The 25437-nt window shown below is 42.0% G+C and carries 26 protein-coding genes; 16 read left to right on the top strand and 10 right to left on the bottom strand.

Translation table 11 applies throughout. The features are described 5' to 3' along the window. The first annotated feature begins 236 nt into the window (after window positions 1-236). From LU293_RS02390 to gshB, 4 genes are read left to right on the top strand one after another with little or no spacing between them, the layout of a single operon-like run. Window positions 237-1730: an RNA ligase gene (locus tag LU293_RS02390; RefSeq protein ID WP_242748330.1), complete on the top strand. Its 1494-nt coding sequence runs from the start codon at window positions 237-239 to the stop codon at window positions 1728-1730. 2 nt (window positions 1731-1732) lie between these two features. Next, window positions 1733-2470, top strand: a complete 738-nt coding sequence (locus LU293_RS02385; RefSeq protein ID WP_242748329.1) for a phosphoesterase — start codon at window positions 1733-1735, stop codon at window positions 2468-2470. 30 nt (window positions 2471-2500) lie between these two features. Continuing rightward, window positions 2501-3163 (top strand): orotate phosphoribosyltransferase, encoded by a 663-nt coding sequence (gene pyrE / locus LU293_RS02380; RefSeq protein ID WP_242748328.1) that lies wholly within the window; start codon window positions 2501-2503, stop codon window positions 3161-3163. Between the two features lie 3 nt (window positions 3164-3166). Further along, complete coding sequence (gene gshB / locus LU293_RS02375; protein WP_242748327.1) at window positions 3167-4120, top strand: glutathione synthase; 954 nt, start codon at window positions 3167-3169, stop codon at window positions 4118-4120. Between the two features lie 159 nt (window positions 4121-4279). On the opposite strand, the gene LU293_RS02370 is transcribed toward gshB, so the two are convergent. Next, the gene (locus LU293_RS02370; RefSeq protein ID WP_242748326.1) at window positions 4280-4429 is read right to left on the bottom strand and encodes a hypothetical protein; all 150 of its coding nucleotides are present in this window, start codon (window positions 4427-4429) and stop codon (window positions 4280-4282) included. 187 nt (window positions 4430-4616) lie between these two features. Between LU293_RS02370 and murG the strand changes: the two genes are divergently transcribed. The 11 genes from murG to LU293_RS02315 all read left to right on the top strand — a co-directional run bounded on the left by murG (window position 4617) and on the right by LU293_RS02315 (window position 14389). Continuing rightward, the gene (gene murG / locus LU293_RS02365) at window positions 4617-5714 is read left to right on the top strand and encodes an undecaprenyldiphospho-muramoylpentapeptide beta-N-acetylglucosaminyltransferase (RefSeq protein WP_242748325.1); all 1098 of its coding nucleotides are present in this window, start codon (window positions 4617-4619) and stop codon (window positions 5712-5714) included. 119 nt (window positions 5715-5833) lie between these two features. Further along, a complete protein-coding gene (locus LU293_RS02360) occupies window positions 5834-6040 on the top strand; it encodes a type II toxin-antitoxin system RelE/ParE family toxin (protein ID WP_242748324.1) in 207 nt (68 codons plus the stop codon). Between the two features lie 30 nt (window positions 6041-6070). Further along, a complete protein-coding gene (locus LU293_RS02355; protein WP_242748323.1) occupies window positions 6071-6277 on the top strand; it encodes a hypothetical protein in 207 nt (68 codons plus the stop codon). Window positions 6278-6289: 12 nt separating this feature from the next. Then, window positions 6290-6814, top strand: coding sequence for a GNAT family N-acetyltransferase (locus LU293_RS02350; protein ID WP_242748322.1), 525 nt, complete (start codon window positions 6290-6292; stop codon window positions 6812-6814). 36 nt (window positions 6815-6850) lie between these two features. Next, window positions 6851-7258: a DUF3427 domain-containing protein gene (locus LU293_RS02345; RefSeq protein ID WP_242748321.1), complete on the top strand. Its 408-nt coding sequence runs from the start codon at window positions 6851-6853 to the stop codon at window positions 7256-7258. A gap of 48 nt (window positions 7259-7306) precedes the next feature. Further along, window positions 7307-8755, top strand: coding sequence for a UDP-N-acetylmuramate--L-alanine ligase (gene murC / locus LU293_RS02340; protein WP_242748320.1), 1449 nt, complete (start codon window positions 7307-7309; stop codon window positions 8753-8755). Window positions 8756-8922: 167 nt separating this feature from the next. Further along, window positions 8923-9837: a D-alanine--D-alanine ligase gene (locus LU293_RS02335; protein ID WP_242748319.1), complete on the top strand. Its 915-nt coding sequence runs from the start codon at window positions 8923-8925 to the stop codon at window positions 9835-9837. A gap of 195 nt (window positions 9838-10032) precedes the next feature. Then, window positions 10033-10767, top strand: a complete 735-nt coding sequence (locus LU293_RS02330; protein WP_242748318.1) for a cell division protein FtsQ/DivIB — start codon at window positions 10033-10035, stop codon at window positions 10765-10767. Window positions 10768-10943: 176 nt separating this feature from the next. After that, the gene (gene ftsA, locus LU293_RS02325) at window positions 10944-12260 is read left to right on the top strand and encodes a cell division protein FtsA (RefSeq protein WP_242748317.1); all 1317 of its coding nucleotides are present in this window, start codon (window positions 10944-10946) and stop codon (window positions 12258-12260) included. Between the two features lie 34 nt (window positions 12261-12294). Beyond that, complete coding sequence (gene ftsZ, locus LU293_RS02320) at window positions 12295-13404, top strand: cell division protein FtsZ (RefSeq protein WP_242748316.1); 1110 nt, start codon at window positions 12295-12297, stop codon at window positions 13402-13404. Window positions 13405-13480: 76 nt separating this feature from the next. Then, the gene (locus tag LU293_RS02315) at window positions 13481-14389 is read left to right on the top strand and encodes a PHP domain-containing protein (protein WP_242748315.1); all 909 of its coding nucleotides are present in this window, start codon (window positions 13481-13483) and stop codon (window positions 14387-14389) included. Here LU293_RS02315 and LU293_RS02310 read toward each other — a convergent pair. The 3 genes from LU293_RS02310 to trmB all read right to left on the bottom strand — a co-directional run bounded on the left by LU293_RS02310 (window position 14386) and on the right by trmB (window position 17628). Beyond that, complete coding sequence (locus LU293_RS02310; RefSeq protein ID WP_242748314.1) at window positions 14386-15168, bottom strand: regulatory protein RecX; 783 nt, start codon at window positions 15166-15168, stop codon at window positions 14386-14388. The two genes, LU293_RS02315 and LU293_RS02310, sit on opposite strands and share 4 nt — an antisense overlap. Beyond that, window positions 15168-16229: a recombinase RecA gene (recA, locus tag LU293_RS02305; protein WP_311195312.1), complete on the bottom strand. Its 1062-nt coding sequence runs from the start codon at window positions 16227-16229 to the stop codon at window positions 15168-15170. Before recA ends, LU293_RS02310 begins: the two co-directional genes overlap by 1 nt. A gap of 565 nt (window positions 16230-16794) precedes the next feature. After that, entirely contained in the window at window positions 16795-17628 is an 834-nt protein-coding gene (gene trmB, locus LU293_RS02300; protein ID WP_311195311.1) for a tRNA (guanosine(46)-N7)-methyltransferase TrmB, read from the bottom strand. A gap of 109 nt (window positions 17629-17737) precedes the next feature. Here trmB and LU293_RS02295 point away from each other — a divergent pair, with 109 nt between their 5' ends. After that, window positions 17738-18682, top strand: a complete 945-nt coding sequence (locus tag LU293_RS02295; RefSeq protein ID WP_242748313.1) for a pilin — start codon at window positions 17738-17740, stop codon at window positions 18680-18682. A gap of 26 nt (window positions 18683-18708) precedes the next feature. On the opposite strand, the gene LU293_RS02290 is transcribed toward LU293_RS02295, so the two are convergent. The 6 genes from LU293_RS02290 to LU293_RS02265 form a co-directional block, all read right to left on the bottom strand. Then, the gene (locus tag LU293_RS02290) at window positions 18709-20985 is read right to left on the bottom strand and encodes a primosomal protein N' (protein WP_242749610.1); all 2277 of its coding nucleotides are present in this window, start codon (window positions 20983-20985) and stop codon (window positions 18709-18711) included. A 60-nt stretch (window positions 20986-21045) separates the two neighbouring features. Continuing rightward, window positions 21046-21426, bottom strand: coding sequence for a RidA family protein (locus LU293_RS02285; RefSeq protein ID WP_242748312.1), 381 nt, complete (start codon window positions 21424-21426; stop codon window positions 21046-21048). Between the two features lie 17 nt (window positions 21427-21443). After that, window positions 21444-21623 carry a hypothetical protein gene (locus LU293_RS02280; protein WP_242748311.1) on the bottom strand — a complete coding sequence of 60 codons (180 nt, stop codon included), beginning with the start codon at window positions 21621-21623 and terminating at the stop codon, window positions 21444-21446. A 110-nt stretch (window positions 21624-21733) separates the two neighbouring features. Next, window positions 21734-23935, bottom strand: a complete 2202-nt coding sequence (locus LU293_RS02275; protein ID WP_242748310.1) for a RelA/SpoT family protein — start codon at window positions 23933-23935, stop codon at window positions 21734-21736. 243 nt (window positions 23936-24178) lie between these two features. After that, the gene (gene rpoZ / locus LU293_RS02270; RefSeq protein ID WP_242748309.1) at window positions 24179-24442 is read right to left on the bottom strand and encodes a DNA-directed RNA polymerase subunit omega; all 264 of its coding nucleotides are present in this window, start codon (window positions 24440-24442) and stop codon (window positions 24179-24181) included. A gap of 104 nt (window positions 24443-24546) precedes the next feature. Continuing rightward, complete coding sequence (locus LU293_RS02265; RefSeq protein WP_242748308.1) at window positions 24547-25272, bottom strand: radical SAM protein; 726 nt, start codon at window positions 25270-25272, stop codon at window positions 24547-24549. Window positions 25273-25437: the final 165 nt, after the last annotated feature.

Here is a 25437-nt window from a genome sequence, read left to right as displayed (position 1 = left end):
TTATATAATTTTAAAAGAGTGAAAATTATATAATCCCCAAGCTACGACCCTGCCGCATCGCAATTTTTATAAAATTGTTGGTTTTATGTGTAAGATTTTTATGTGAGTTCATTTTCTAAGTGACTGGGCGAATGACAGTTCGTCTTACTTTGATATTGATTGTCATGATAAATTTTACATTGTTTTAACGGTTATTTTCATTGTTTAAAACAGTAACGATGAATAAGGGTTTTATTATGCAACAATTTATCCTAATCCGTGGGCATCAAGGCTCAGGTAAATCTACTTTTGCAAAGCAAAAAATTGACGAATTTTTAAAAACTTATCCCAATGCTCTAATTATTCATTTGGAAAATGACTTGTTATTGACCGATGAAAAAGGCGTGTATCGCTGGTCTGTGCAAGCGGTGGATAAAGCACAACGTCAAAACTTAGCGACTTTCAAAAACGCCTTAAAGCAAGGGCGACAAAATCCAAGTCAGCACATTTTAATCGTTAATTCTAACACCAACCAAAAGGTTGCAGCTTGTACTCATCTTATGCAAATGGCAAAAAAGTTTGATTTTGAGGTACAAGTGTATCGCTTGCACAACTTTTTTAACAACACACACAACGTTAAACAAGCAGATGTTTTGACTGCTTATATCAACTTAAACAACAACCGTTTAAAAGAAGAAATTCACGTTCCTGCGATTAAGCCTATTGATGCAGCAACGCAAGCTTTGGTTGATAAAATGAATACCTTTAGTCAAGGGAAATTACCTTTTGATGAAGTACAAAACACCTTTGTTACCGATGAATATTTAACTTTTGCTCGTAAAAACTTTAGCAAAAAGACAAGTAAGCGTTATCCTGAGCTGTCGGTGCTTAAATATGCCCGCAAGGTGTTTTATGAAAATAGTTTTGATGATGCTTTGCTTGAAATGCGCGGGCTTATCGTGGATAGCCATAACCGTATTATTGTCCGTCCATTTAAAAAAGTGTTTAATTATTCTGAACGCATTACTCAAAACAGCCGTTATCCGATTACCATAAGCGATGATACGATTGTTAATGCGGTGGTTAAGGTTAATGGTTTTTTGGGCGTGTGTACGTTTGTGGATTTGGATAACACACACCCAAGTTTTGGAGCGAGTTTTAATCGCCAAGTGCTGTATTCTACCACAGGCTCGCTTGATAGCGATTTTGCCAAAATGACTCAAAGCCACTGCCAGCAATATGAGTCTGTATTTAAGGCTTTCCCCAACCATACTTTTTTGTTTGAAATTACTGATCCGGCTGATGTGCATATCATCAATGAAGATTTTGGTGAAACCTTGATTGGCGTGGTGGATGTGGCGACAGGTGTACAATTTGATGAAAAAACATTGGACGAAATTGGCAAAAAATTTGGCTTAAAACGTCCACAAGCCATTGAAAAAATTCCTTTTGGTGAATTAAAGGCGTTATTAAAAATGGTCAAGCACGAAGGGTTTATGGTGTTTGATGAGCATTGGCGATTATTGTTTAAATTAAAATCGCCGTATTATTTGATTTCAAAGTTTTTGGGTAGAAGTACCGATAAAAATTTAAGCCATAAATTAAACACCACCCAATTAAATAAACAAGAATTTGATGAAGAATATTATCCGCTTGTGGATTATATTAAGGCAAACAAACAGATGTTTAACCAAATGAATGAGTTGGATAAAATTGCGTTTATTCAAGGGTTTTTGGAAAAGTTGGATTAAAAATGAGCAAAATATTTTTCACTTCTGATTTACATTTTTCGCATAAAAATATTGCTAAATTTTGCCCACATACTCGCCCACAAGGCACGATTGATGTGCTTGATGAGTATATGATTGAGCTATGGAATGACACGGTGGGTGTTAATGATGTGGTCTATAATTTGGGTGATTTGAGTTTTTCTTATGACTTGTGTCGTATTAAAACAGTACTTGAGCGACTAAATGGGCAACATCATTTGATTTTTGGTAATCATGATGACGTGATTGCCACGCATTTGGATAAATTGTTGACCGCCAAAAAGTTAGACGGACACCCAATGCTTTCGTCCGCCCAAGCGTATTTAAAACTAAAAATCGCTGATAAGACATTGATTTTGTTTCATTATCCGATTAATGAGTGGGATGGCTGTCATAAGGGTTATTATCATTTGCATGGGCATATTCATGACCGCATGGCAGATGTGGCTGGGCGGATTTTAAATGTAGGGTTTGATTTGCATGGTAAGTTTTTAACGCTTGATGATGTGGCAGGGTATTTGGGCGATTTACCAAAACTTAATCATCATGGTGATGATAGTCTTTTAGGTGGGCTTGATGTGCCAAAGGCGTTGGAAACAGGGTCTTATGTGCAAGTGTGCCAAGATGATGAGTGGGGACGGTTTTTGGTGGATAGCCACAGTTTGATTGAGCAAAAATTTACTGCAGTAAATTCCCAAGAAATTTACCCCAGAACCGTGTAAAATAAACACTATATTTTTTTGGAGTAATACATGAATATACAAACACACGCATTTGATAAACAAGCCTTTATTCAACTACTGCTTGATTGTGGTGTCCTAAAATTTGGTGAGTTTACCCTAAAATCTGGACGAGTCAGCCCCTACTTTTTTAATGCAGGGCTATTGGCGAGCGGACAAGCCTTGGATATGCTGTCTTGTGGTTATGCTGATGTGCTTGCCAGTCAATTGAAAGATAAGGATAATCCGACCATTTTTGGAGCGGCGTATAAAGGCATTCCTTTTGTGGCAACCACCGCCCAGACCTTGTGGCAGGCTCATGGCATTGATGTGGCGTGGGGTTATAACCGCAAAGAAGCCAAAACGCATGGCGAAGGTGGCAGTCTTGTGGGGGCGGATTTGTCAGGTAAGTCGGTATGGGTGATTGATGATGTGATGACAGCAGGGACCGCCGTGCGTGAAGTGGTGGAGATTTTGCAAGGTGCTGGGGCAAGCTTGGCAGGGATAGTGATTGCACTTGACCGCAAAGAAAAAGGGCAAGATGACCGCAGTGCCGTCTGTCAAATCAAAGATGATTTTGGTGTGAGCGTGCATAGCTTGATTGATATTGATGATATTATTGATTTTTTGGGCAATCAAGATGGTGATGAGTATTTGACCAAAATGATGGCGTATCGCAAGCAGTATGGGGTGTAATGTATGAAAGCACTGAATTTTCTTATCGTCATGGACGACATTTCCACAATCAACTACAAAAAAGACTCAACGCTTGCCATGATGTGGGCGATTGATGAGCGTCATCATCGCCTGTTTTATTGTAATATTGATGACCTTTGGCTTGATCGTGGTAGGCTGATGATTGATGCTTGGGCACTTAGCGTCTTTAAAAATCCCAATCATTTTTATGAATTGGGCGAGAAAGTCAGCGTTCAAGCGACTGATTTTGATGTCATTTTGATGCGTAAAGACCCACCTTTTGATATGCAGTTTTTGTATGCACTGCATTTGTTAGATTATGCTAAGCGTGCAGGTGTGTTGGTTGTTAATGACCCAAATTCGGTGCGTGCGTGCAACGAAAAATTGTTTGCAACACAGTTTAGTCAGCACATGAGTCCAACCATCGTAACCGCTAAGCAGTCGCACATTCGCACGTTTATTGATGAGCATCAAGATGTGATTGTCAAACCGCTTGATGGCATGGGTGGCATGGGGATTTTTAGATTGACGGCAGACAGCCCAAATATTGGCTCAACGCTTGAAATACTCACCCAAATGCAGACTTTACCGATTATGGCTCAAAAATACCTACCCCAAATCAAAGATGGCGATAAGCGGGTGCTTATTGTTGGTGGCCAGGTTGTGCCTTATTGTTTGGCACGCATTCCACAAGGTGGCGAGACTCGGGGTAATTTGGCGGCAGGCGGTCTTGGCGTTGCCATGCCTTTGACGGCTGATGAATTAAAAGTTGCCCAAGAAGTTGCACCTGTTTTGCTTGAAAAGGGCTTGTATTTTGTCGGTTTGGATTTGATTGGTGCTAAAATCACCGAAATTAACGTAACGTCGCCAACTTGTGTGCGTGAGATTGACACTGCCTATGGGACGCAGATTGCCACAGATTTTATTGTGTTTATTGAAAATTTATTAAACCAGTAATTAAACAAGTGAAACAGTGTTTTTTAATTTTATGGTGTTTTACAAAACGAACGAGACAATCGTTCGTTTTTATTATTCAAGTACACATCAAATCTGCTAAAATAGCACAAAGTTTCATTCATCACTATTTATGTCAAGCCAACATACCTACGTTGCCATTCATATAGACGTGGTTATTCCTATAATGCCATCACCACCTTGTGCTGTGCGACGGGCAGCGTGCTGACCCAAAGTCATTTGGGTAAAATTTATCTCATTGACGATGGCTCTACCGATGACACAAGGTAAGTCATCACAAGTCTGCAACAAGAAAACCCCACTAAAAAGTGTTAACAGCCACAGGTAAAATGCCAATTAAGCTGTCGTGATGGTGTTGGCAGGCGTGCTGATAGATAAGAGTTGGGTGGATAAATATTTTTTAACAAAATCATTCATTTGCCTTGTAATTTACCTTGTTTTGTTACAAAATAGGGGGATTGTATCTAAAATGGGGTAAATGATGAATGTATTAATCATGGCAGCAGGCACAGGCGGACACGTTTTTCCTGCGTTAGCGGTGGCAGACGAGCTTGCCAAGCAGGGGGTGACCATTCACTGGCTTGGCACACCAAACGGCATGGAAAATGAGCTGGTTGCTAAGCATGGGTATGTATTTCATGCCATTGACATGCAAGGCGTGCGTGGCAAAGGCGTGGCAAAATTTGTAAAACTGCCCATCATGCTGACAAAGGCGGTCGTCCAAGTGCTAAAGATTATCAAAGATAATAATGTCCAAGCATCTGTGGGTTTTGGTGGCTATGTGACTGCACCTGGCGGGCTTGCTACTAAGCTTGCCAAAAAGAAACTCATCATTCACGAGCAAAACGCCATTGTGGGTATGAGTAATCGTCATTTGGCACGCCATGCTGATCAAGTGTTGCAGGCATTTGATGGGGCGTTTGATTTTATGGCAGATTCATTGGGTCAGCGTTTACATACGGTTGGCAATCCTGTGCGTGAATCGATTGCCAAGCTACCTAAGCCAAGCGAGCGTTATTATCCTAATGATAAGTCACCCCTAAAGTTATTGGTTATTGGCGGTAGTCTTGGTGCGATGGCAATAAATAACGCTATTGTCGAGCTGCTAAAAATCAGCAAACGTCCTTTATCTGTACGCCATCAGTGCGGTAAAGCCAACCATCAAGATATGCTGGTTGCTTATTCTCAAGCAGGGGTTGATTTAAACTTCCATACGCTTGAGCTTACCCCCTTTATTGATGATATGGCAGCCGCCTACGCTTGGGCGGACGTGGTGGTGTGTAGAGCAGGGGCTTTGACGGTAACGGAGATTGCCAGCGTGGGCGTTGCTCCGATTTTTATCCCATTACCGCACGCTGTGGACGACCACCAAACCGCCAATGCCAAGAGTCTAACCGAGCATGGGGCAGGGATTTTGTTGCCCCAAAATGAACTGTCGGGCGAAAAACTTGCACAGATTCTAGGCAATCTTGACCGCCAAAAATGCCTAGACATGGCAACTAACGCCCGAGCCTTTGCCAAAACAGACACGACTACGCAAGTGGCGGATATTGTGGAGCGTGTGGTTAAGGCATGAGTGATACCCATTAACCCCTTATCAGGTTGTTGGTACGCCTGTATTTGACCGTTGGTTAAGCAAATTACGCAACAGACGTGTAAAAATGCAAATTGCTGAACGTCTTTTTCGTATTGAAAATGAAGGATTTTTTTGGCGACATTAATTCAGTCGGTGGTGGTGTTCATGAATTAAGATTTCATGACGGGGCGGGTTATCTTGTGTATTATGTTATTCGTGGCAACGTGGTAGTTGTTTTGCTGTGTGGTGGCGATAAAGATAGCCAGCAAGATGATATTAAAAAAGCCAAATTGTTATCATCGGAGATTGACAATGAAAATGAGTGAATTAAAAAAAAATTTGACCCAGTTGATTATATGCAAAGCCATGAAGATATTGAATTATTTCTTGAAATGGCAATGACAAATGGCGGTGGCGTAGAGCATATCAAACAAGCCTTTTTGGTGGCTGAAAAAGCCCGTGCCAAATTGGATAAAGAAAATAATGAGATAAGTTTGAACGATTTAATCGCCAGTGCCATTGCCAAAGTAATGACCAATCAAAAAAGTGTTCAGTTTGGCTAATTGGATATTAAAATGTTTCATTATAAAATCAACGACGCATTAAGCCTAACCTTAGTACATTCATCATTTGCCAGTCAAATGAATGATATTGTTAATGTCCAAAAAGATTATTTGGGCAAATGGCTACCGTGGGCGAATAATTTTAGCGAAAATAGCTATCGTGAATTTGTCAAATTTGCCTTACACCAATATGCTGATGATAAAGCCATTCATACTCATATTATTTATGATGATAAAATCATCGGGGCGGTGAGTTTAAATAACATTTATCATCATCTAAAAAAGGCGGAGATTGGCTATTGGCTACACCAAGAGTATCAAGGGCGTGGTATCATGACCCTTGCTGTGCGTGCGATTATGGATATTGCCAAAGATACTTATGGCATGGACGTGGTGGACATTAAGGCAGGTGAGCATAATACCCCAAGCCGACAAGTCGCCGAGCGATTGGGATTTGAGTTTTGTGGTATCATTGCCAATAATGAAAACGTCAATGGTGAGATTATTAACCATGCGGTTTATATGTATCGGTTTTGATTGGTATCTACGTTATTTGTATAAATGGGTTGAAAAATGACTGCTAATTTTCAATTAAATAAAAAATACAAAAGAAGTGATGTTTTGGATTTGATTGGCGTGCCAAAAGATGAAAATGGTTATCGGGGCGGGGTTTATGCAACTGGATATTTTAAGTTTGAAAATGCCTATTATTTATTTGTAAATATTGGCATAGAAGGCAGAACGGGTCATGATTATGACAATAAGTTTTTGTCTGATGATGAAATATACTGGTTTGCAAAAAGCAATGCCAAAATGGGACAATCTCAAATACAAGAATTGTTAAACCCAAAAACATCAATCAATCTATTTTATCGTGAAGCCAACAGAGATGATTTTACTTATTTTGGTAAAGTTAAAGCAATATCTTATCAGGATATGAAACCAGTTCAAATTACTTGGCGTATTGTCGGCGACAATTAAAAAATTCACTTATTTAAACCCATTTAACACCTAAAAAGAGAAAAAGTTATGCCAAATTCAACCAACGTCAAAACCCTACCCAAACAACTCATAGAAATCCCCGAAATGCGACGTATCGGCAATATTCATTTTGTCGGTATCGGTGGGGCAGGGATGTGCGGTATTGCCGAAGTGCTTGCCAATCAAGGCTACACCGTTACAGGCTCAGACATCAAAGAAAGTGCGGCAACGAGACGTTTAGAAAGCCTTGGCGTAACCGTCTTTATCGGACACGACAGTAAAAATATCCAAAATGCGGACGTGCTGGTCGTCTCATCTGCCATTGACAAGACCAACCCTGAGATTCAGACTGCCCTACAAGCTCGCTTGCCTGTGGTTCGCCGTGCCGATATGCTGGGCGAGCTTATGCGATACCGCCATTCTATTGCGGTGGCAGGGGCTCACGGTAAGACCACGACTACAAGCCTTTTGACGATGATTTTGACCGAAGCAGGGCTTGACCCCACTTATGTGATTGGCGGTAAATTAAACGCATCTGGCAAAAATGCATCTTTGGGAAGCTCTCGCTATTTGGTGGCAGAAGCGGACGAGTCGGACGCATCGTTTTTGTCGCTACGTCCGATGGCAAGTATCGTTACCAACATTGACGAAGACCACATGGATACCTATGGGGGCAGTTTTGAAAAATTAAAACAAGCTTATATTCAGTTTTTGCACAATATGCCCTTTTATGGCTTGGCGGTGGTGTGTGGCGATGATGAAGACTTGTACGGCATGATTGACGACATCGCACGCCCTGTCTTGACTTTTGGGCTAAAAGAGCATAATGACGTGCAAGCGGTGGATTTGGTGGTGGACGGTACTCGCACGCATTTTACCGTGCTAAGAAAAGACCGTGAGCCACTTCGCTTAACGTTAAATATCCCAGGCGAGCATAACGTTTATAACGCCCTTGCTGCCATTACCCTTGCCACCGATGAAGGTGTGGACGATGGGGCAATTATCCGTGCGGTGGGTAAATTTGCAGGCGTGGGACGGCGGTTTGAACAGCAGGCGGACGTGTCGGTGGACGGTGGCAACGTGCTACTTATTGACGACTACGGTCATCACCCTGCCGAAGTTCAAGCCACCATCAAGGCGGCTCGCCAAAGCTATCCTGATCGCCGCTTGGTGATGATGTTCCAGCCGCACCGTTATAGCCGCACCCGAGATTGCTTTGATGATTTTGTCGATGCATTATCGCAGGTAGATGAGTTGTTGTTATTAGAGGTGTATTCAGCGGGAGAATCACCGATTGTGGGGGCAGATACAAAAGCACTGGCTCGTAGTATCCGCCTAAGAGGGCAAGTTGAGCCGACACTTGTGGATAACGATAATTTGCCTGAGACTATGAAGCGTATATTAAAGGGTGGCGATCTGCTTATCACGCAAGGAGCAGGCAATGTGGGGCAGATTTGTCAAGATTTAGCAAAAAATGAGTTGTTTTTAGAAAAATAAATGCCGATAAAGCATATGCTTTTGTCTTTGTTTGATAAATTAAAAGTGTTAAGCAAAGGGCTAAAAGTGTATGTTTGTGCTTTTTATAGATAAATGCTTTTTGCACCTTTTAAACATCGCTTGTGCGTAAAAATTTTAACATACTAATAAGCTAATAAGGCTAAAACATGAATAAAATTGATGTAAAAAAATTTGGCAAAGTTGCTGTGGTTTGTGGTGGCTTTAGTGCCGAGCGTGAGGTATCACTAAACAGTGGAAAAGCGGTGCTAAACGCCCTTTTGTCAAAAGGTGTAGATGCACACCACTTTGATCCAAAAGACGCTGACATCAGCGAGCTAAAGCACTTTGATAGAGTCTTTAATGTGCTGCATGGCACTTTTGGCGAAGATGGTAGTTTACAAGGCGTGCTTGATGGTTTTGGTGTGCCTTATACAGGCTGTGGCGTGTTAGCTTCTGCCATCGCCATGGATAAGTTTCGTTGTCGCTTGCTGTGGCAATCTTTGGATTTGCCGAACGTGCCTTATGTGGTGCTCCATGATGACAGTGATTTTGATCAGGTGGAGATGGATTTTGGGTTGCCGTTATTTGTCAAGCCAGCTGCCGAAGGTTCATCGGTGGGCGTGGTGATGATTGAAAAGGCAGGCGAGCTTGCCAAAATCTATCCTACTTTAAAGCAATATCATGGCGAGATTTTGGCAGAAAAAGCCATCACAGGCGGTGAATACACACTATCGTTATTGGGTGATAAAGCCTTGCCTAGCATTCGCATGATTCCAAAAAATAAATTTTATGATTATGAAGCCAAATACTTGCGTGATGACACCATCTATCAATGCCCATCTGATTTGACCGCCGAGCAAGAACAGCAGATGAGTGTGCTTGCCAAGCGTGCCTTTACTGCGGTAGGTGGCGTAGGTTGGGGGCGAGTGGATTTTTTGAAAGATACAGATGGTAAGCTGTACCTATTAGAACTAAATACCGTCCCCGGCATGACAGACCATTCGCTTGTGCCAATGGCGGCAAAGCAAGTTGGTATTGATTTTGCTGATTTGTGCATCAATATTCTTGAGCAGACTTTATAGAGATTTTGGTAAAAATTAAGTAGTTGATTTATATTTTATGTTGGTTGATGTTTCTTATAAGTCATTTTTTATACAAAAATTGTAAATGCTTGTAAAAACTTAACTTTTAATTATCATTTGGCTTTTACTTATATTTAAAATGCGTTATCATACGCGTTTTTACTAATCTTATGCCAAACCTATGATGGGCAATCAATGAGCGACACATCTTCCAAAAGTTTGAACCTTAAATTCTGGCATGCCGCTCTTATCTTGGTGGTGTTGCTTGTTGTTTTTGGTTTTACAGTAGCTCGGTTAATTAATAATGCTCCTGCAAGACCAATTGCGGTGGATAGTCACAATCTAAGTACAGTACAAGCTAAAAATATTGAAGAGATTGCTCAGTCATTTGGCGATGTTCAGTTTTTTAATGCAGACCTTACTGCCATTCATCAGGCGGTAAGTCAGTTGGCTTGGGTTGAGCGAGTAAGCGTAGTAAGAGACTGGTATCAAGGCGTACTAATTTCTGTTACCCCAAGACAGGCTGTCGCAAATTTTGGCAGTGATCGCTTGATTGATACCAATGCTGTGGTATATGTCCCCGCTGATAGCCAAGAGCTTATGAATAAAAAGCTCGTCAATCTTTATGGGGAAGATGTGCAGTCTCATCAGATTATGCAAAAAATGCAACGAATCAATGAATGGTATGCACCGCTTGGATTAACTGCAAGAGATCTGATTTTAACACCTAGACAGACTTGGGTAGTTCGATTTGAGAATGGCTTGCGAGTCATTGTTGATTATGAGAATACCGATCAAAAGCTTTACATGCTGGCAACTTTACTGGGCTCAAACTTTAAGTCTGATATCTCAAAAATTCAGTCGGTAGATTTGCGTTATAAAAATGGTTTTGCGATAGCATGGAAGAGTCAATCTGCTGATAAAACTTAGTCGTTTTAAGCTTTATTTAAGTATTTTGTGAGTACTTTTTTAGTTCTCACCCTTTTAGATTTGTAATAAAAGTGCTACAATGTCAAGGATTTATCCCTAGATTTGTTTATTTTAAAGACAAGTTGGTTAATTGTTGTATTTTTTTTTGATTATTTAATATTTTTGATGGTTGATAAATGATGCAGAACCTGAAGGTTGCGATACATTTAAGCTCGACTGCAGTTTATACAGCGGTCGGCTGTTTTGATGGATCGCCAGAGAATCGCCGAGTGAAAGTAGCGGGCGTTGGGCTTGCTCACACGGATGGCTTTTTTCAAGGTAGAGTAGAGCACCGTGATCATCTATTGGGAGCGATTAGTAAATCTGTACAAGAAGCTTGCGATATGGCAGGCGTGCAGGTGTATTCAGCTTGCTTATCATTTGCATCATCAGGAATGAAATCGAGCAACTCATCATGCAGTATTGTTATTGAGTCTGACATTACAGATGAGCTGGGCAAGGTAGAAAAAGAACATATTTTAGCAGCCTATGACCGAGCAAGTCAGAAGCTTTATAATCAAGATCGCAGCTTATTTCAAATGATTCGTCAATGCGTTTATGTTGATGGACAGGTGACAAAAGATGCAGTCGGTATGCTTGCCAATAAAATCAAAGTCGCAAGCCATGTTATTAGTCTGCCAAAAAACTATCATGGACAAATTCAGCATGTCATTGAGCCTTCTGGGTTTGAAGTTGAGGCAATGTTGTTTGATGGCGTAGTGAGTGCTGAGTATGCCTTGACCAAAGAAGAGCGAGAGCAGGGCGTTTGTTTTATTGATATTGGTGCTGGTACAACCAAAGTATGTGTGTATTACCAAGGCGTTTTGTTATTTACGCATTGTTTGGATATGGGCGGTCACGCCGTTACGCTAGATATTGCGTCTGAACTTGGCTTAAGCCCCCAAGATGCAGAAAGATTAAAAATACAGCACGGTGGCGTTGTTATTGAGCCAGCAGACCGTGCAACATTCATCACCTATAAAAAAAGTACAGGTGATGAAGTGACAATCAGCTTACACCGCTTAATGAGTATTATTGAAGCTAGATATCATCTAATCTTTGATGAGCTGGCTAAGGTCTTTGACGAACAAGGCTTATTTGCAATTTTTGGGTCAAATATTGTCTTGGCAGGTGAAGCAACAAAAGCAAAAGGGTTGTCTGGCTTTTTAGCGAAGAAATGGAGCGTTGCTGCTCGTAGAATTGAGCCAAACAAACAAGTAAGCGTAAGTGTCGGCGCTAAAGGGCTAAGCGATGAGCAGATTCTCTCGTTGCAAGAGCATCTTAAGAGTACGAAATTACATAGCGTTATCGGCTCATTGATGTATCAACAAAGTGAGCAGTTTATGCGTGATGATTCTGCTTCTTTGTATTATTTTGAAGAAAAAAATGGTGTTTTTGATAAGGTTGTACAAGGCTGGAAGTCCTTTACGCAGAATATCAAAAACTGGGTTTAGGGTGTTACTTTAATAAAATTTTATGGAGTTCGGTATGTCTACATATGGTTTAGCAGACAGTTCACAATTTGATACAGATGGTCAAGCACGCCTTATCGTGTTCGGTGTCGGTGGTGGTGGCGGTAATGCGGTAAACCACATGATCAACCAAGGTGCAAAAGGTGTGACCTTTGTCGGCATTAATACTGACCGCCAAGCTTTAGATACGCTTGCTACGCCAAATAAATTACAGCTTGGTAAAGGCTTAGGTGCAGGCGGAAACCCTGAAGTTGGTCGTGAGGCTGCAGAAGGCGACGAAGAAGATATCCGTGCATTTTTAGAAGGTTATGACATGGTATTTATCACCGCTGGTATGGGTGGTGGTACAGGTACTGGTGCTGCCCCTGTAGTTGCACGTATTGCAAAAGAATTGGGGATCTTGACAGTTGCTGTGGTAACCACGCCTTTTACTTTTGAGGGTAAAAGACGTATCATGGCAGCTAAAGATGGCGTAGAACAGCTTGTGCAGCACGTGGATTCTATCATTACCATTCCAAATGAAAAGCTCCAACAAGTGCATCGCAACCTTACAGTAAAAGATGCGTTTAAAAAAGCAGATGATGTATTATTACACGCTGTGAATGGTCTAGCCCAAGCGATTACTTCAGAAGGATATATGAACCTTGACTTCCAAGACGTGCGTACTGCAATGGCAGCACGTGGTCATGCAATGATGGGTGTAGGACGTGCTAGTGGTGAAAATCGTGCTCGTGAAGCCACCGAAAAAGCCATCCGTTCGCCGCTACTTGATGATTTGCGTTTAGAAAATGCCAAAGGGCTAATCATTAATATCACAGCTGCCGATCTGAAGATGGATGAAGTGGGCGAAGCTGCTGAAGTGGTTGAAAGTATTACCGATCTTGACAATGCAAACATTTTTTATGGCTTTGTTGAAGATGAGAGCATGGATGATGATATCCACATCACTGTGATTGCAACAGGTCTTACAATGGACGACAAGCCAAAAACAGCTTCATCAGCGTCTGGCTATCAAAGTGCACTTTCTATGTCAAAAGGTCAGCCGTCAGCCCAAGTTCGTCCAGCGGCTAAGCCTATTAATATCGCTGATTATCTACAAAACCGCCAGCAAGGCGATGATGAGTAATCGCCATCACATATCAAAAAGTCTCACTTTTGTGGGGCTTTTTGTTTTTAGCACCACATAGCTTACGGTAATACAAATGAAATATGATCTACACAGTCACAGCACATGTTCAGATGGCACTTATCCACCTGATCAACTTATTCATAAGGCAAGTCTAGCAGGCATTACCATGTTTGCTCTGACAGATCACGACACTGTATCTGGGCTATGCCAAGCACGCAGTACTGCCGAGAGTCTGGGCGTACAGTTCATCAATGGCGTTGAGATAAGTTGCACGCATGCTTTATCTGGTGGCTACGGCAAGCATAAACAGATCAATCAGATAATCCATGTGGTGGCACTAGACTTTGATGATGTGAAGCAGATGGATAAAGCCTTGCAAGCCTTACAAGAAAGTCGCCATAATCGGGGTTTTGCTATTATCCAAAAGTTAGGTCAGCTATTAGGCGCTAATAACGCCGATCATAGTGAATTAACTGAGCTTTTATGGCAAAAAGTATTGGTAAAGACAGATGGTAATCCACAAGCGGTGGGCAGGGCACACATCGCCCAAGTTTTGTATGAGCTTGGATTTGTACCAACCATTCAATCGGCTTTTGATAAGTATCTTGCAGACGGTAAAGCTGCCTATGTTGCAATCGATGCCATGAATATGGAGCAGGCGATAGCACTGATTCATCAGTGTGGTGGTCTTGCTGTATTGGCTCACCCGACACGCTACGGACTGTCAGCAACTAGAACCAGAAGGCTGATTGAAGATTTTGCAAACTTAAAGGGTGATGCGTGTGAATTACCAAATGGCGAGCCAGACAGCTTAAGGGCGATGGTAGATCGCAGTATCGCATCCCATGGGCTGCTTGTTTCTGTTGGTAGCGATTTTCATGGAGAAAATATGCCTTGGCGTAAGATTGGTTCAACCTCTATTCCTAAGCCAGAGCAGATTGGGGTCTGGGAGAAGTTTGGTGCAGCTAGTTACACCCCTTAGTCAATTTCATCTAGGGTATCAAGTGTGTACTTTAAGGCATCAAAACATACGCCATTATCAAACCCACGATACTGTAAGAATCTTAATTGACGAGCTTTATCTTTTTGATCTTTTGGCAAATGATTGCCGTATTTTTTGCAGCGTGCTTCAACAGCAAGCTTTAGCCAGCTCACCGCTACCTGCTCGGTTTGGTCATCGGTGTGCAATATGGTGTCGTCAAGCACATCAACGCCTGCCTTGGCAATCATCTCATCAATTGAGTAGGCTAAGGTAATGCCTGCTTTTTTAATACTATGAGCAATGTGCTTTTTGCCACGACCACGCCGCACGCCTTCACGCACCAGCATACAGGCACATCGTTCATCGCTTTGGTAGCCTTTTTTAGCAAATTCTACTAATAAAGCTTCCACCATTTTAGGGTCTTGGTCTTTATCTAGTAATTTTTGGCGTAATTGCTTAGTAGAGAGTTCACGATTAGATAGATAATAAAATGCCAGCCATCTAAGGCGATTCACCGCTTTATTGTTTTGGTAAATAGGCTCTTTTTTAACATCGCTTAGTAGCTGAGTAAGCTGATGATTATCTGCATGCTTGGGGTTTAAATTATTGACAGCTTTGATGGGGGTAGTTGACGTGATTGCTTTGGTATTATCTTGGGCAACGAGCGATGATTGTGGGGTAGCTGGGGTATGCGTAAATGTTTTTGGTGCTAAATTTTTGGCAGAAGTGGGGTTATTCATTTCTGCCAAAATTTCGTCTAGGGTTTTGATTTTACTCATTAAAATACGTTACTATCTTCCATGCCCTCGATAAACTCAGGTGGTTCGTCACTGTCATTAGTAGCGGTTACTGACCCAAGCTTTTCGGTACGGATTTTTGTCTCAACTTCTTGGGCGATGTGCAGATTATCTTTTAGGTATTTGACAGTATTTGCCTTGCCTTGACCGATTTTACCATCGCCATAGCTGTACCATGCACCAGATTTGCCAATCGCTCCAATATCCACACCCAAATCAATAACTTCACCGAGTCGATTAATGCCTTCGCCGTACATGATTTGAAATTCGGTTTGGCGAAACGGAGGTGCCATTTTATTTTTGATAACTTTAACACGGGTTTCTGAGCCAACTATCTCTTCGCCTTCTTTAACTGAGCCAATACGACGGATATCAAGGCGTACGGACGCATAGAACTTTAAAGCATTACCACCTGTTGTGGTCTCTGGGCTACCGAACATTACGCCAATTTTCATACGAATTTGGTTAATAAAGATAACCATGCAGTTTGAACGTTTGGCATTACCTGTAATTTTGCGTAAAGCTTGGCTCATTAGGCGAGCTTGCAGTCCCATGTGACTGTCACCCATCTCGCCTTCAATCTCAGCTTTTGGGGTTAAGGCGGCAACAGAATCCACGACAATCATATCTACTGCACCAGAACGCACAAGCATATCAGCAATCTCAAGAGCTTGTTCGCCATTATCAGGCTGAGATACCATCAGTTTATCAATATCAACGCCTAATTTACGAGCGTAAATAGGGTCTAAAGCATGTTCAGCATCGATAAAAGCACAAGTACCACCTTGTTTTTGGCATTCGGCGATGGTTTGCAGGGTTAGCGTGGTCTTGCCTGAGCTTTCAGGTCCAAAGATTTCAATGATACGACCTTTTGGCAGTCCACCAATCCCAAGGGCGATATCAAGCCCAAGTGAGCCTGTGGAGATGACATCAACATCAATCTTGGCAGATTCATCACCTAAGTGCATGATGGTATTTTTACCAAATTGCTTTTCAATTTGGGCTAGAGCGGCTTTTAATGCCTTTTCTTTATTTTCGTCCACGATATTTCCTTTTAGTATGAGTGTTAATATAAGTGGTTTAGTTTCTTATTATAGCAGATTTTAACAATAATTTATGGATAAATGTTAAAAGCGACCTAAAGTCTAGCAGTGTTTGTCAGCTCATAGCTTTAAGTAAGATTATGCCCTTCATGCAAATTAAAATAAAAGTTATCCACAATTTAATACAATAAAGTCTTATCTTGTTTTGTGAAACATCGTTTAAAAATCAGGGTTTTAAATTGATGATTATTAAGCCATGTATTACTGGATAGAATTTTTATAAGCTATTGTTTTATAAATAAAAATAATAAACATATGGAAAGTATTATTTTATATAAAATTGACCTAGACCCACCGTATTTTGGGCGGTTGAAAGAAAAAATATCGCCTTTTCCACAAAGTTATCCACAGTTTTTGGGGATAACTTTTTTGGTGGGGTCTAAGAGTAGAGTTTGTAAGGGTTTGGGGAATTTTATACTATTATGCCAATCTTATGCTAGTTGCACATTTTTATTATATTATTGTCATGTTCCACAAAAATTTATAAAAGTAAGCTGCCTAAAGTTTAGCATTTTTGATACATTAAATCCCAAGAACTACGTCCGTAATCTTGACCCCGTTTTTCAAACTTCGTCTCGGGTCGAAAGTCTGGGCGGGGAGTGAAGTTGCCTTTACCACTGATATTGTTAAAGATAGGCATGCCATCTAATACGTCTAGCATCCATAAGGCATAATGCTCCCAGTCAGTGGCAGCATGAAATATACCACCAGTTTTTAGGCTATTGCCGACGATTGTCATGCGGTCACAAGTTACGAAGCGACGCTTATAGTGACGCTTTTTTTGCCATGGGTCAGGAAAATACAGCTGCACGGTATCTAAGTGCTCGCAAGGTAGATTGGTCAATAGTTTAATCGCATCGCCATTGATAACTTTTAGATTGGTCAGATTAAGTGCGTGGGCTAAAAATGCACAGCGGCCAATGCCTGGCTCATGCACTTCAATGCCGACAAAATTACGCTTTGGCATATTTTGTGCCATCTCAAGCAGACTATCGCCCATGCCAAAGCCAATCTCTAGCGTCAAAGGAGCGTCATAGCCGTTTGGCGAATCTTTAAAGTGTGTGCGTAAATCTGTAATGTGGCTGGTATCGCCAAGCTTACCGAGCGTACCATCGTGGTTAATAATGTAGTTGGCGTACTCACTTGATGTTAAGGCAAGTTCAGCGTTATGATTCATGTGCGTGCGACGCTTCATAAATGTGTTAATGTTACGAAATTGCTCTGGCGTCTTTGCTAGATGAGCAATCTCATCGCTGATGATGTCTGGGTTAATGACAGGTGTCTGGCGATCGCCGCCGACAGGCTCTAGGATTGGTGTTTGGGTATTTTTGGTGTTCATAGATTATGGTTTATTTGTGAATAAAAAAGGCGTAAAATAAGCCAGTCATTATAAATTAAGCCCATGACAACCGCAAACCAATTTTTTAAGATTGTGCATTGGTGATTTGATGTTTTTACGACTGCCTTTTTTAGAGCAAACCACGCCACCACCTTTTTATCAAGGTGATATTAGTCACACGCAGCGAGATCAGCTAGATCGCTGGTTTATCGGATTGCGTTCTCAGAAGTATTATCTTAAGCGTTTTGGTGAGTTTGACCAAAAGGGGCGACTATATGCACGTTGGAATTGGGCAGCGTTTGTTTGCACCTTTGGCTGGCTACTATATCGTAAGCGGTATTTGGATTGCGTGGTGTATTGCATTGCAGGCTGGTCATTTATTAAGGTAAATATTGCCATTATTTTGGCGATTTTTGAATTTTTAGGCATGCGATTTATCACACCTGATTGGCAGATTTTTGTAAGAGTTTTGGTAGGAGGCTTTGTTTGGTTGTTTTGGGCGTCTATGGTTGCAAGATGGGCGGATGCTTATTATTACCGTATGGCACGTCGTGAGATTGCTGATGCATTGGCATTATATCCAAATGATACACACTCACAAAAGCAACATCTTCATAAAGAAGGTGGCGTGTCAATTTTTGGGCTATCATGTGCATTTACAATATTTGGTCTGATTTTGGCAATAATCGTTTTTCAGTTTATGCCTATCATCAGTCAGCAAAAAGAGCAAGACATTATCTTTGAGAGCTATCAAGCGGCAAATACCGCCAAAAATCAAGTGGCTCAAATCTACAAAAATACAGGGAAATGTCCAGTGAATCTGCCCGTATCAATATCAGGTCAGCGTGTGGCAATGCAAGTGGTAGATAAAGTTGCAGGCGTTACTACGGACTGTGCTATTATCGCAACCGTATCAGGTGCGTATTATCCTATCCGTTATTTGAACGGCGAAACGCTTGTGCTGTATCGCTTCGTGGAAGAAGATGGCGAAACAATCTGGCGGTGTCAGACGTCGTTAAATAAGAAACGTACACCCAAAAAATGCATCGGTTAGCTTAGATGTTGATGAGCGTTTAGCTTTTACCAAGCCATCGGATCGATGTCCAAGGTCAGCTTGACGGCTTTTGAGGTGGGTAGGCTAATGATGTGCTGCCAGTAGGTGTTTAGTAATCCATGTAAAGATGCTCTGTCTTTAGCGATGATGAGCAGCTGCACATGATAACGCCCATTTTTCTTAGTCATAGGAGCGTCAGTGCTGATAAATGTTATGGCTTTAAAAGGCGATAATGTCTGCCCAATTTGAGTGATGGCAAGCCGTGCGGTGTCTAGGTTATGGCTTTCGGCACGAACAAGAGCAGCATGGCTAAAAGGCGGCAGACTAAGCATACGGCGTTCATCTAATAGACTTTTTGCAAATGCTTTGTAGCCTTGCTGTGCAAGCAAGGTTAGCATGGGATTATCTGGCTGGCGGGTCTGAATTAGCACCTTGCCTGCACGTCCTGCACGTCCTGCACGTCCTGCAACTTGAATGATTCTTTGGGCGGTGTGTTCTGGCGAGCGAAAATCTGGTGATAAAAATCCAACATCAGCATTGGCAATAACCACCAAAGTGACGCTTGGAAAATGATGCCCCTTAGCAATCATTTGAGTGCCGACCAAAATCATCGGCTCACCTGTTAAAATGTGAGCGTGCATTTGCTCCCAAGCCCCTTTTTTACGCATGGTGTCACGGTCTATCTGCACGATGGGGTAGGTGCGTTTATTCGTCTGGGGGTTGCCAAATAAGGCGTGCAGATGCTCGGTAAGCTTAGTTGTTCCTGTGCCAATGCTATCTAAGTTTTGGCTGTGGCATTCAGGACAGGCACAAGGTAAGGCTGTCTGATAGCCACAGTGATGGCATTTTAGATGGTCGATTCTTTTATTGTTGTACTTATGTAAAGTAAGGTGGGCGTCACAGCGTGGGCAGTCAGCTTGCCAGCCACAGGCATCACATAATAAAATCGGAGCATAACCACGCTGATTAATAAAAACCATCACTTGTTCGCCACGTTCTAGGTGCTCGTGAATATGATAAACAACCTTCTGGCTAAGCGTGGTGTCGTGCGTGCGTCCATCGGTATGAGTTGCATAGCGTGTGCCAAGTCGCATATCTACAAGCTCCATCTGTGCTATCTTGGCATTAGCCGCTCTGTGGGTGAGCGTAAGTTCGGTGAGTTTACCATCATAGACAAGCTTAATTTGCTCTAGGCTTGGCGTTGCTGTGCCTAATACGACAGGTATATTATTGCGGTAACCACGCCAAATAGCGACATCACAAGCATGATATCTTAGGTGGTCTTGCTGCTTATATGAGCTGTCATGGGCTTCATCGATAACAATCAAACCTAGATTGTCAAATGGATATAATATGCTAGAGCGTGTGCCGATGATGATTTGGGCTGTGCCATTACGGCAGTCTTGCCAGCCTTGTAAGCGTTCTGTGTCATTCATGCCAGAATGCAAAACGCAGATATTGGCATCAAATCGTGAACTAAAGCGTGCTTTTGTCTGGGGGGTTAGCCCAATTTCTGGTACTAATACGAGCACCTGTTTATCCAAAGATAGCACATACGCCATTGCTTGTAGATAAACTTCCGTCTTGCCAGAACCTGTAATGCCGTTTAGTAAAAACCCTTGATAAGCTTTATCAGTTACTGATTTGATAATACTGTCTATGGCGTGTTTTTGTTCTGCTGTTGGCGTTAAAGGTGTATTGATTACTTGAGCAGGCTTAGGTTTTATAATAGCTTTTTTACATTCTTGTCTTTCAATTAGATTTTTACGGTAAAGTGCATTTAAGGTAGGGCGGGTTATGCCAAGCGATAATAAATGGCTTTCTTCTTGTGCTTGGTTAAATTGGGCAATGATGTTAAATTGTTCACGTTGCTTTTTGGCGGTTTTTGATAGATGTGCATTGATAAAATCATCAGATAAGGCAGCTTTACTGATTTGCCAAAACGTGATGGGTCGATCTATATTTTCGCCTTGATTGATGAGCGTAGGCAACATGACGTTAAAGGTATCGCCTAATGGGTGGTGGTAATAGCTTGATAGCCAGTGGGCTAATGTCAGCAGCTTGTCATGAATGATGGGTGTATCATCTAAGACGTTAATGATAGGCTTTAGCTTATCATGCGATACTTGTGCTTGATGAAGTGGAATGTGTGCTAAGATAATGCCGACAAGTTTTTGGCGACCAAATGGAGCAAGCACTCGCACCCCTATCTTAGGCAACGCACCATCTTTAAGATAATCATTTGGGCAAAGATAGTCAAATAACTGATATAAGGGTACAGGCAGAGCAAGACGTAATAGCATCATAATAGGCTTGGATAAAAAAAAGGGGCGATATATGCCCCTAATGCGGTGTGGCCTGTCTTATTCAATCCACAAAATCGCTTCAATCTCAACTGCACCGCCTTTAGGCAAGGCTGCCACTTCAAGAGCTGCACGAGCAGGATAAGGAGCACTAAGACGCTTTTCAAATACAGCATTTAGCTTAGAAAAATCGCTAAGATCATCTAGTGAGACATTAAACTTCACGACATCAGCAAGCGAACCCCCTGCAGCTTTTGCGATGGCTTCGATATTATCTAAAGCCTGTTCAGCTTGCTCGGTAAAGCCGTCGTGCAGCTCCATTGTTTTTGGGTCTAGACCCAGCTGTCCTGATACATAGACGGTATTACCGACTTTTACAGCTTGTGAGTACGTGCCAACAGCGGCAGGAGCGTCATCGGTGTGGATGATTTGTTTTGTCATAATAATGCCTTAATGAGTTAAGATTTTTTGGTATTAAAGTAAGCGACTAATTTATCAAACAAGCTCATCGCAGGCGTGTTAGAGTAAATAACGCCAGCAGAAACGTTATCTGCTGTCTTTGGCAAGATTTTCGGCTCAGTCTTACCTAGAAAGTGAGCTGCTTCTGCTTGTGAATTAAGGTCGATATTACAGCACATAAAAATCCTCCATATTTTTACCAACTCTTATAGATCTATATTATCCTAAACATTAGGTAAAATTCAAGCAATTTTTGTTACGAACGATACCTGATCAAACTAAAGACCATTTAAAACTGATATAGTCGCATGATATTAGGGTAGCCTAGAATTTGGCGAAGTCTTACAACACCTTCATCTAAGTGATCACGAGACCGCACGACGACATGAAATAAAGTTGAGCCTGTCTTGCTGTCTTTATTATCCATCTTAATCGATGTCTGCTCTACACCGATATTAAAAGCACGAAGTTCATAGATGGCTTGACTGATTTGTTCTTCATTTAGCATGGCAAAGATGCGTAACGTAGCAGGAAAATGCAGCTGATGTGCCTTCTGGTCGATATCTACATTAGGCTTCCAGCTAACCTGAATAATCTGATAGGGGTTATCGGCGCGCACCGCAGCGAGCGAATAGCATTTATGGCGGTGAATCACCAAGCCCTTGCTTGATGATAAATGCCCAACGATATGATCGCCATAGATGGGGTTACAGCACTTACCAAAGGCAACTTCCACGCCACGCACACCTGCTAATAGGTGCTTTGACTGGGTGATTTGGTTAAGATCAGCGGTGTCAATTTCTTCGCTAAACAACCGAGAAACGACCATCTGTGGTAAAAGCGTGCCGCCAGCAATCTGTAAAAATAGTTCGTTCTTATCGGATAGCCCACGCCAGTTTAGGATGTCTTGCCAGTCAAGTGGCTCAAGGTCGGTGATGCTTTTTCCATAGGTGCGTAAAGCTCGGTCTAAGGCTTCATAGCCGTGTTTGACTTTATCGCTGTCTGGCAGGCGTTTTAAGACCCGTAAGATTTCGGCACGAGCTTTATTAGTTGCAACAAAGCCTAGCCATTCTGCTTTTGGTATGGCGTTTTTATCGGTGTCAATGCTGACACTATCACCATCTGCCAGGACATTACCAAGCTTGCCATGTTTTCCATTAATATCAGCTCCTGTGGCGATGTTACCGATGGCAGGGCCGACAGCATAGGCGAAATCAAGGGCGGTTGAGCCTCGTGGTAGCTCATAAGCACGACCTTTTGGGCTGTAACAGACGATTTTACGTTCGTGTAGGTAGTTTATCAGTTCATCAATGATGGCGACAGAATCTGCATTCACATTCTCATCAGTATTGCGATCGAGTTTTTCTGCATTAGCAAGGTCTTTCATATTGCGTAAGCTTGCTTGGATGACTGATTGGCTGACGTCTCCTTTATCACGACTAATAACACCAAGTCTTGCCGCTTCTTGCATCCGCTTGGTGAGTAAAGTTACCTTAATGTGATTATAGTCTTGCTCATAGATAAGAGTTAGCGACTGATTGCCACCAGCCAGGGGTTTACGGATATTATCTTGAATCTGTTTGTCGGCGATGTTATGCTCTTTAACCAAATAATCAGCTAATATGTCACAAGACTTAATATCATCAAGCACTACCTCAAAATCATACTGACGAGCAAGCTTGCTAATCTCGCCACGATTCTTAAAAAACTGACGGTACATGGATGCACGATTATCCAGTACTTGGACATTGCCATTTAGCTTAAGCTGCTGAAGTAGGTGCTGTAAATAGGTGCTGGTTTCTAGTTTTTGAAAATTACGCCCTAGCCCATGCTGAAGTAGCTTATCGGTAAACTTGGTGTACATGGCAGGGTTTAGGTTGCGATAGCACAGCAGTTCGATATAATCAGCGATGTCATTTAGCCCCATAATGCGAGCAAATGGGATATAAAAATCTAGGGTCTCACGAGCAGTGCGTTTTTGTTTTTCTTCGCTGACAGCATCTAGGGTAGACATATTATGCAGGCGGTCAGATAGCTTGATAATCAGTACTCTAGGATCTGAGATGGTCGCTGTGAGAATCTTATGAAAGGTTGCAGCTTGGCTTTGCTGACGGCTCATGCTAGATGACTTAAGCTTGGTGACTCCATCCACAAGACACGCCACCGTCTGCCCAAATTCTGCAATTAAGTTGTCATGGGTAACGTCTGTGTCTTCCACCGTGTCATGCAAGATGGCAGCGATAATCGTGTCTTTATCAAGCTTAAAGCCTGCAATAATCTCAGCAACAGCGATGGGGTGAGTAATGTAAGGCTCGCCTGATTTACGTTTATCTTTAATGTGGGCGACATCGCCAAAGTGGCACGCACGCCAGACATCGGCACGCTCTTCATCGCTTAAATAGCCAGCCGCACGCATTAAGCTGTCGGCAGACTCATCGACTAAAGGGTGGCTAAAACGATCTGATATATCATAAGAATGATGAGCTGGCATGGATAACTCGGCTTGCTGATGTTCGTTAGTAAATATTAAGTGGTAAGCTTGCGACATCAGCTAAAAAATCGCAAATTTTGACCATCTTAACAAAGGGTAATATAGCCTTATACTACACCAATTATCGGGTGGCTTGTCAATAGGTTTTTGTGTAAATTTTCAAAAAAATCTTATCAAAAATAGTCCGCCATATAATAAAAAACCACACAAGATACTGTGCGGTAAATTAATGGATTGTGTCGATTAGAAGTCTGCAGGGTTTAGTGATAAATCAAAGCGTTCAACCGTTTTTACAAAGACTTCTTCAGGTTCGTCTAAGATGGTTCGAGTAACGTTACCTGCAGCAATCTCACGTAGGGCAAGCACAGTTGGCTTGTCGTTTTGGACAGCTACCGTAGGATCTACATTACCTTGTGCTAATTGGCGTGCACGACGACTGGCAACCAAAATCAGCTCAAAACGGTTATCAACATTTTCTAAGCAATCTTCAATAGTAACTCGTGCCATAGTGCGATCTCTTTTAATAAATAATAACGGATAGCTCGCCATTTTATCAAAGTTTATGGTGATTGCAAAGTGTTTATTTGCAAATTTGGTTTGCAAATTTGGCGTCATTTACCTTTGGCGTCCGCCCAGATGATTTTATGCAGCTGCAGACCAAATCGCACAGGCAGTGCGTCTGCCAGTATCCACTCTGCCAGATCGGTTGCAAGGCTTGGCATGGCATCTAAAGATTTGCTTGAATCGTGTAAATTAAACATAGGTGACAGCCATACTGTTCCGCATTTTTGGTGCAGACGGTGCTCATCGATGATTTTTTTTGCCCAGTCATAGTCGGTGCGATTGGCGATGACGATTTTGATTTGGTCGTGGGGTGTAAGATGGGCTAGATTTTCCCATAAATTCTTATCGCATTCTCCAGATGATGGGGATTTTAGGTCCATGACTTTTGAGACGGCAGTAGGGACTTGTGCCACTGATAAAGCCCCTGCAGTCTCAAGTGATATCTCATAGTCTTTAGCCAGCAAGGCGTGCATCAGTGCGATGGTATTGGGCTGTGCTAATGGCTCACCGCCAGTTAGGCAAATACGCTGGCAGGGGTAGGATTCGATGATGGCGATAATCTCATCTAAAGACAGTCTCTCACCGCCTGTAAATGAATAAGTAGTATCACAATAAGTGCAGCGTAATGGACAGCCTGTAAGACGTACAAATATGGTCGGCAAGCCTGAACTGAGTGCCTCGCCTTGCAAGGAGTAAAATATTTCGGTGATCTTAAGTCCTGCTTGGGGGTCGGTGGTGGGGATTTGGGTGTTTCTTAATGGGTTATTTGTCATGATAATGGCTAGTTAAAATCACTATTTTAAGCCAAAATTCTAAAATTTACATCATCTTTTTTACCAAAAATAAAACCGCTAAAAAGTAACTCTTTCTTAGAATGCGTTAGTGCGTGCTGTTACCACAGTCATCAAAGTAGCAATTTTACTTATTTTTGGGGCTTT

Origin of the sequence: Moraxella nasovis (genome assembly GCF_022701215.1) — a bacterium.
Classification (GTDB): Bacteria; Pseudomonadota; Gammaproteobacteria; order Pseudomonadales; family Moraxellaceae; genus Moraxella; species Moraxella nasovis.
Note: the sequence above shows the minus strand (reverse complement) of the source record. Positions and strands in the feature narration are given on the sequence as shown.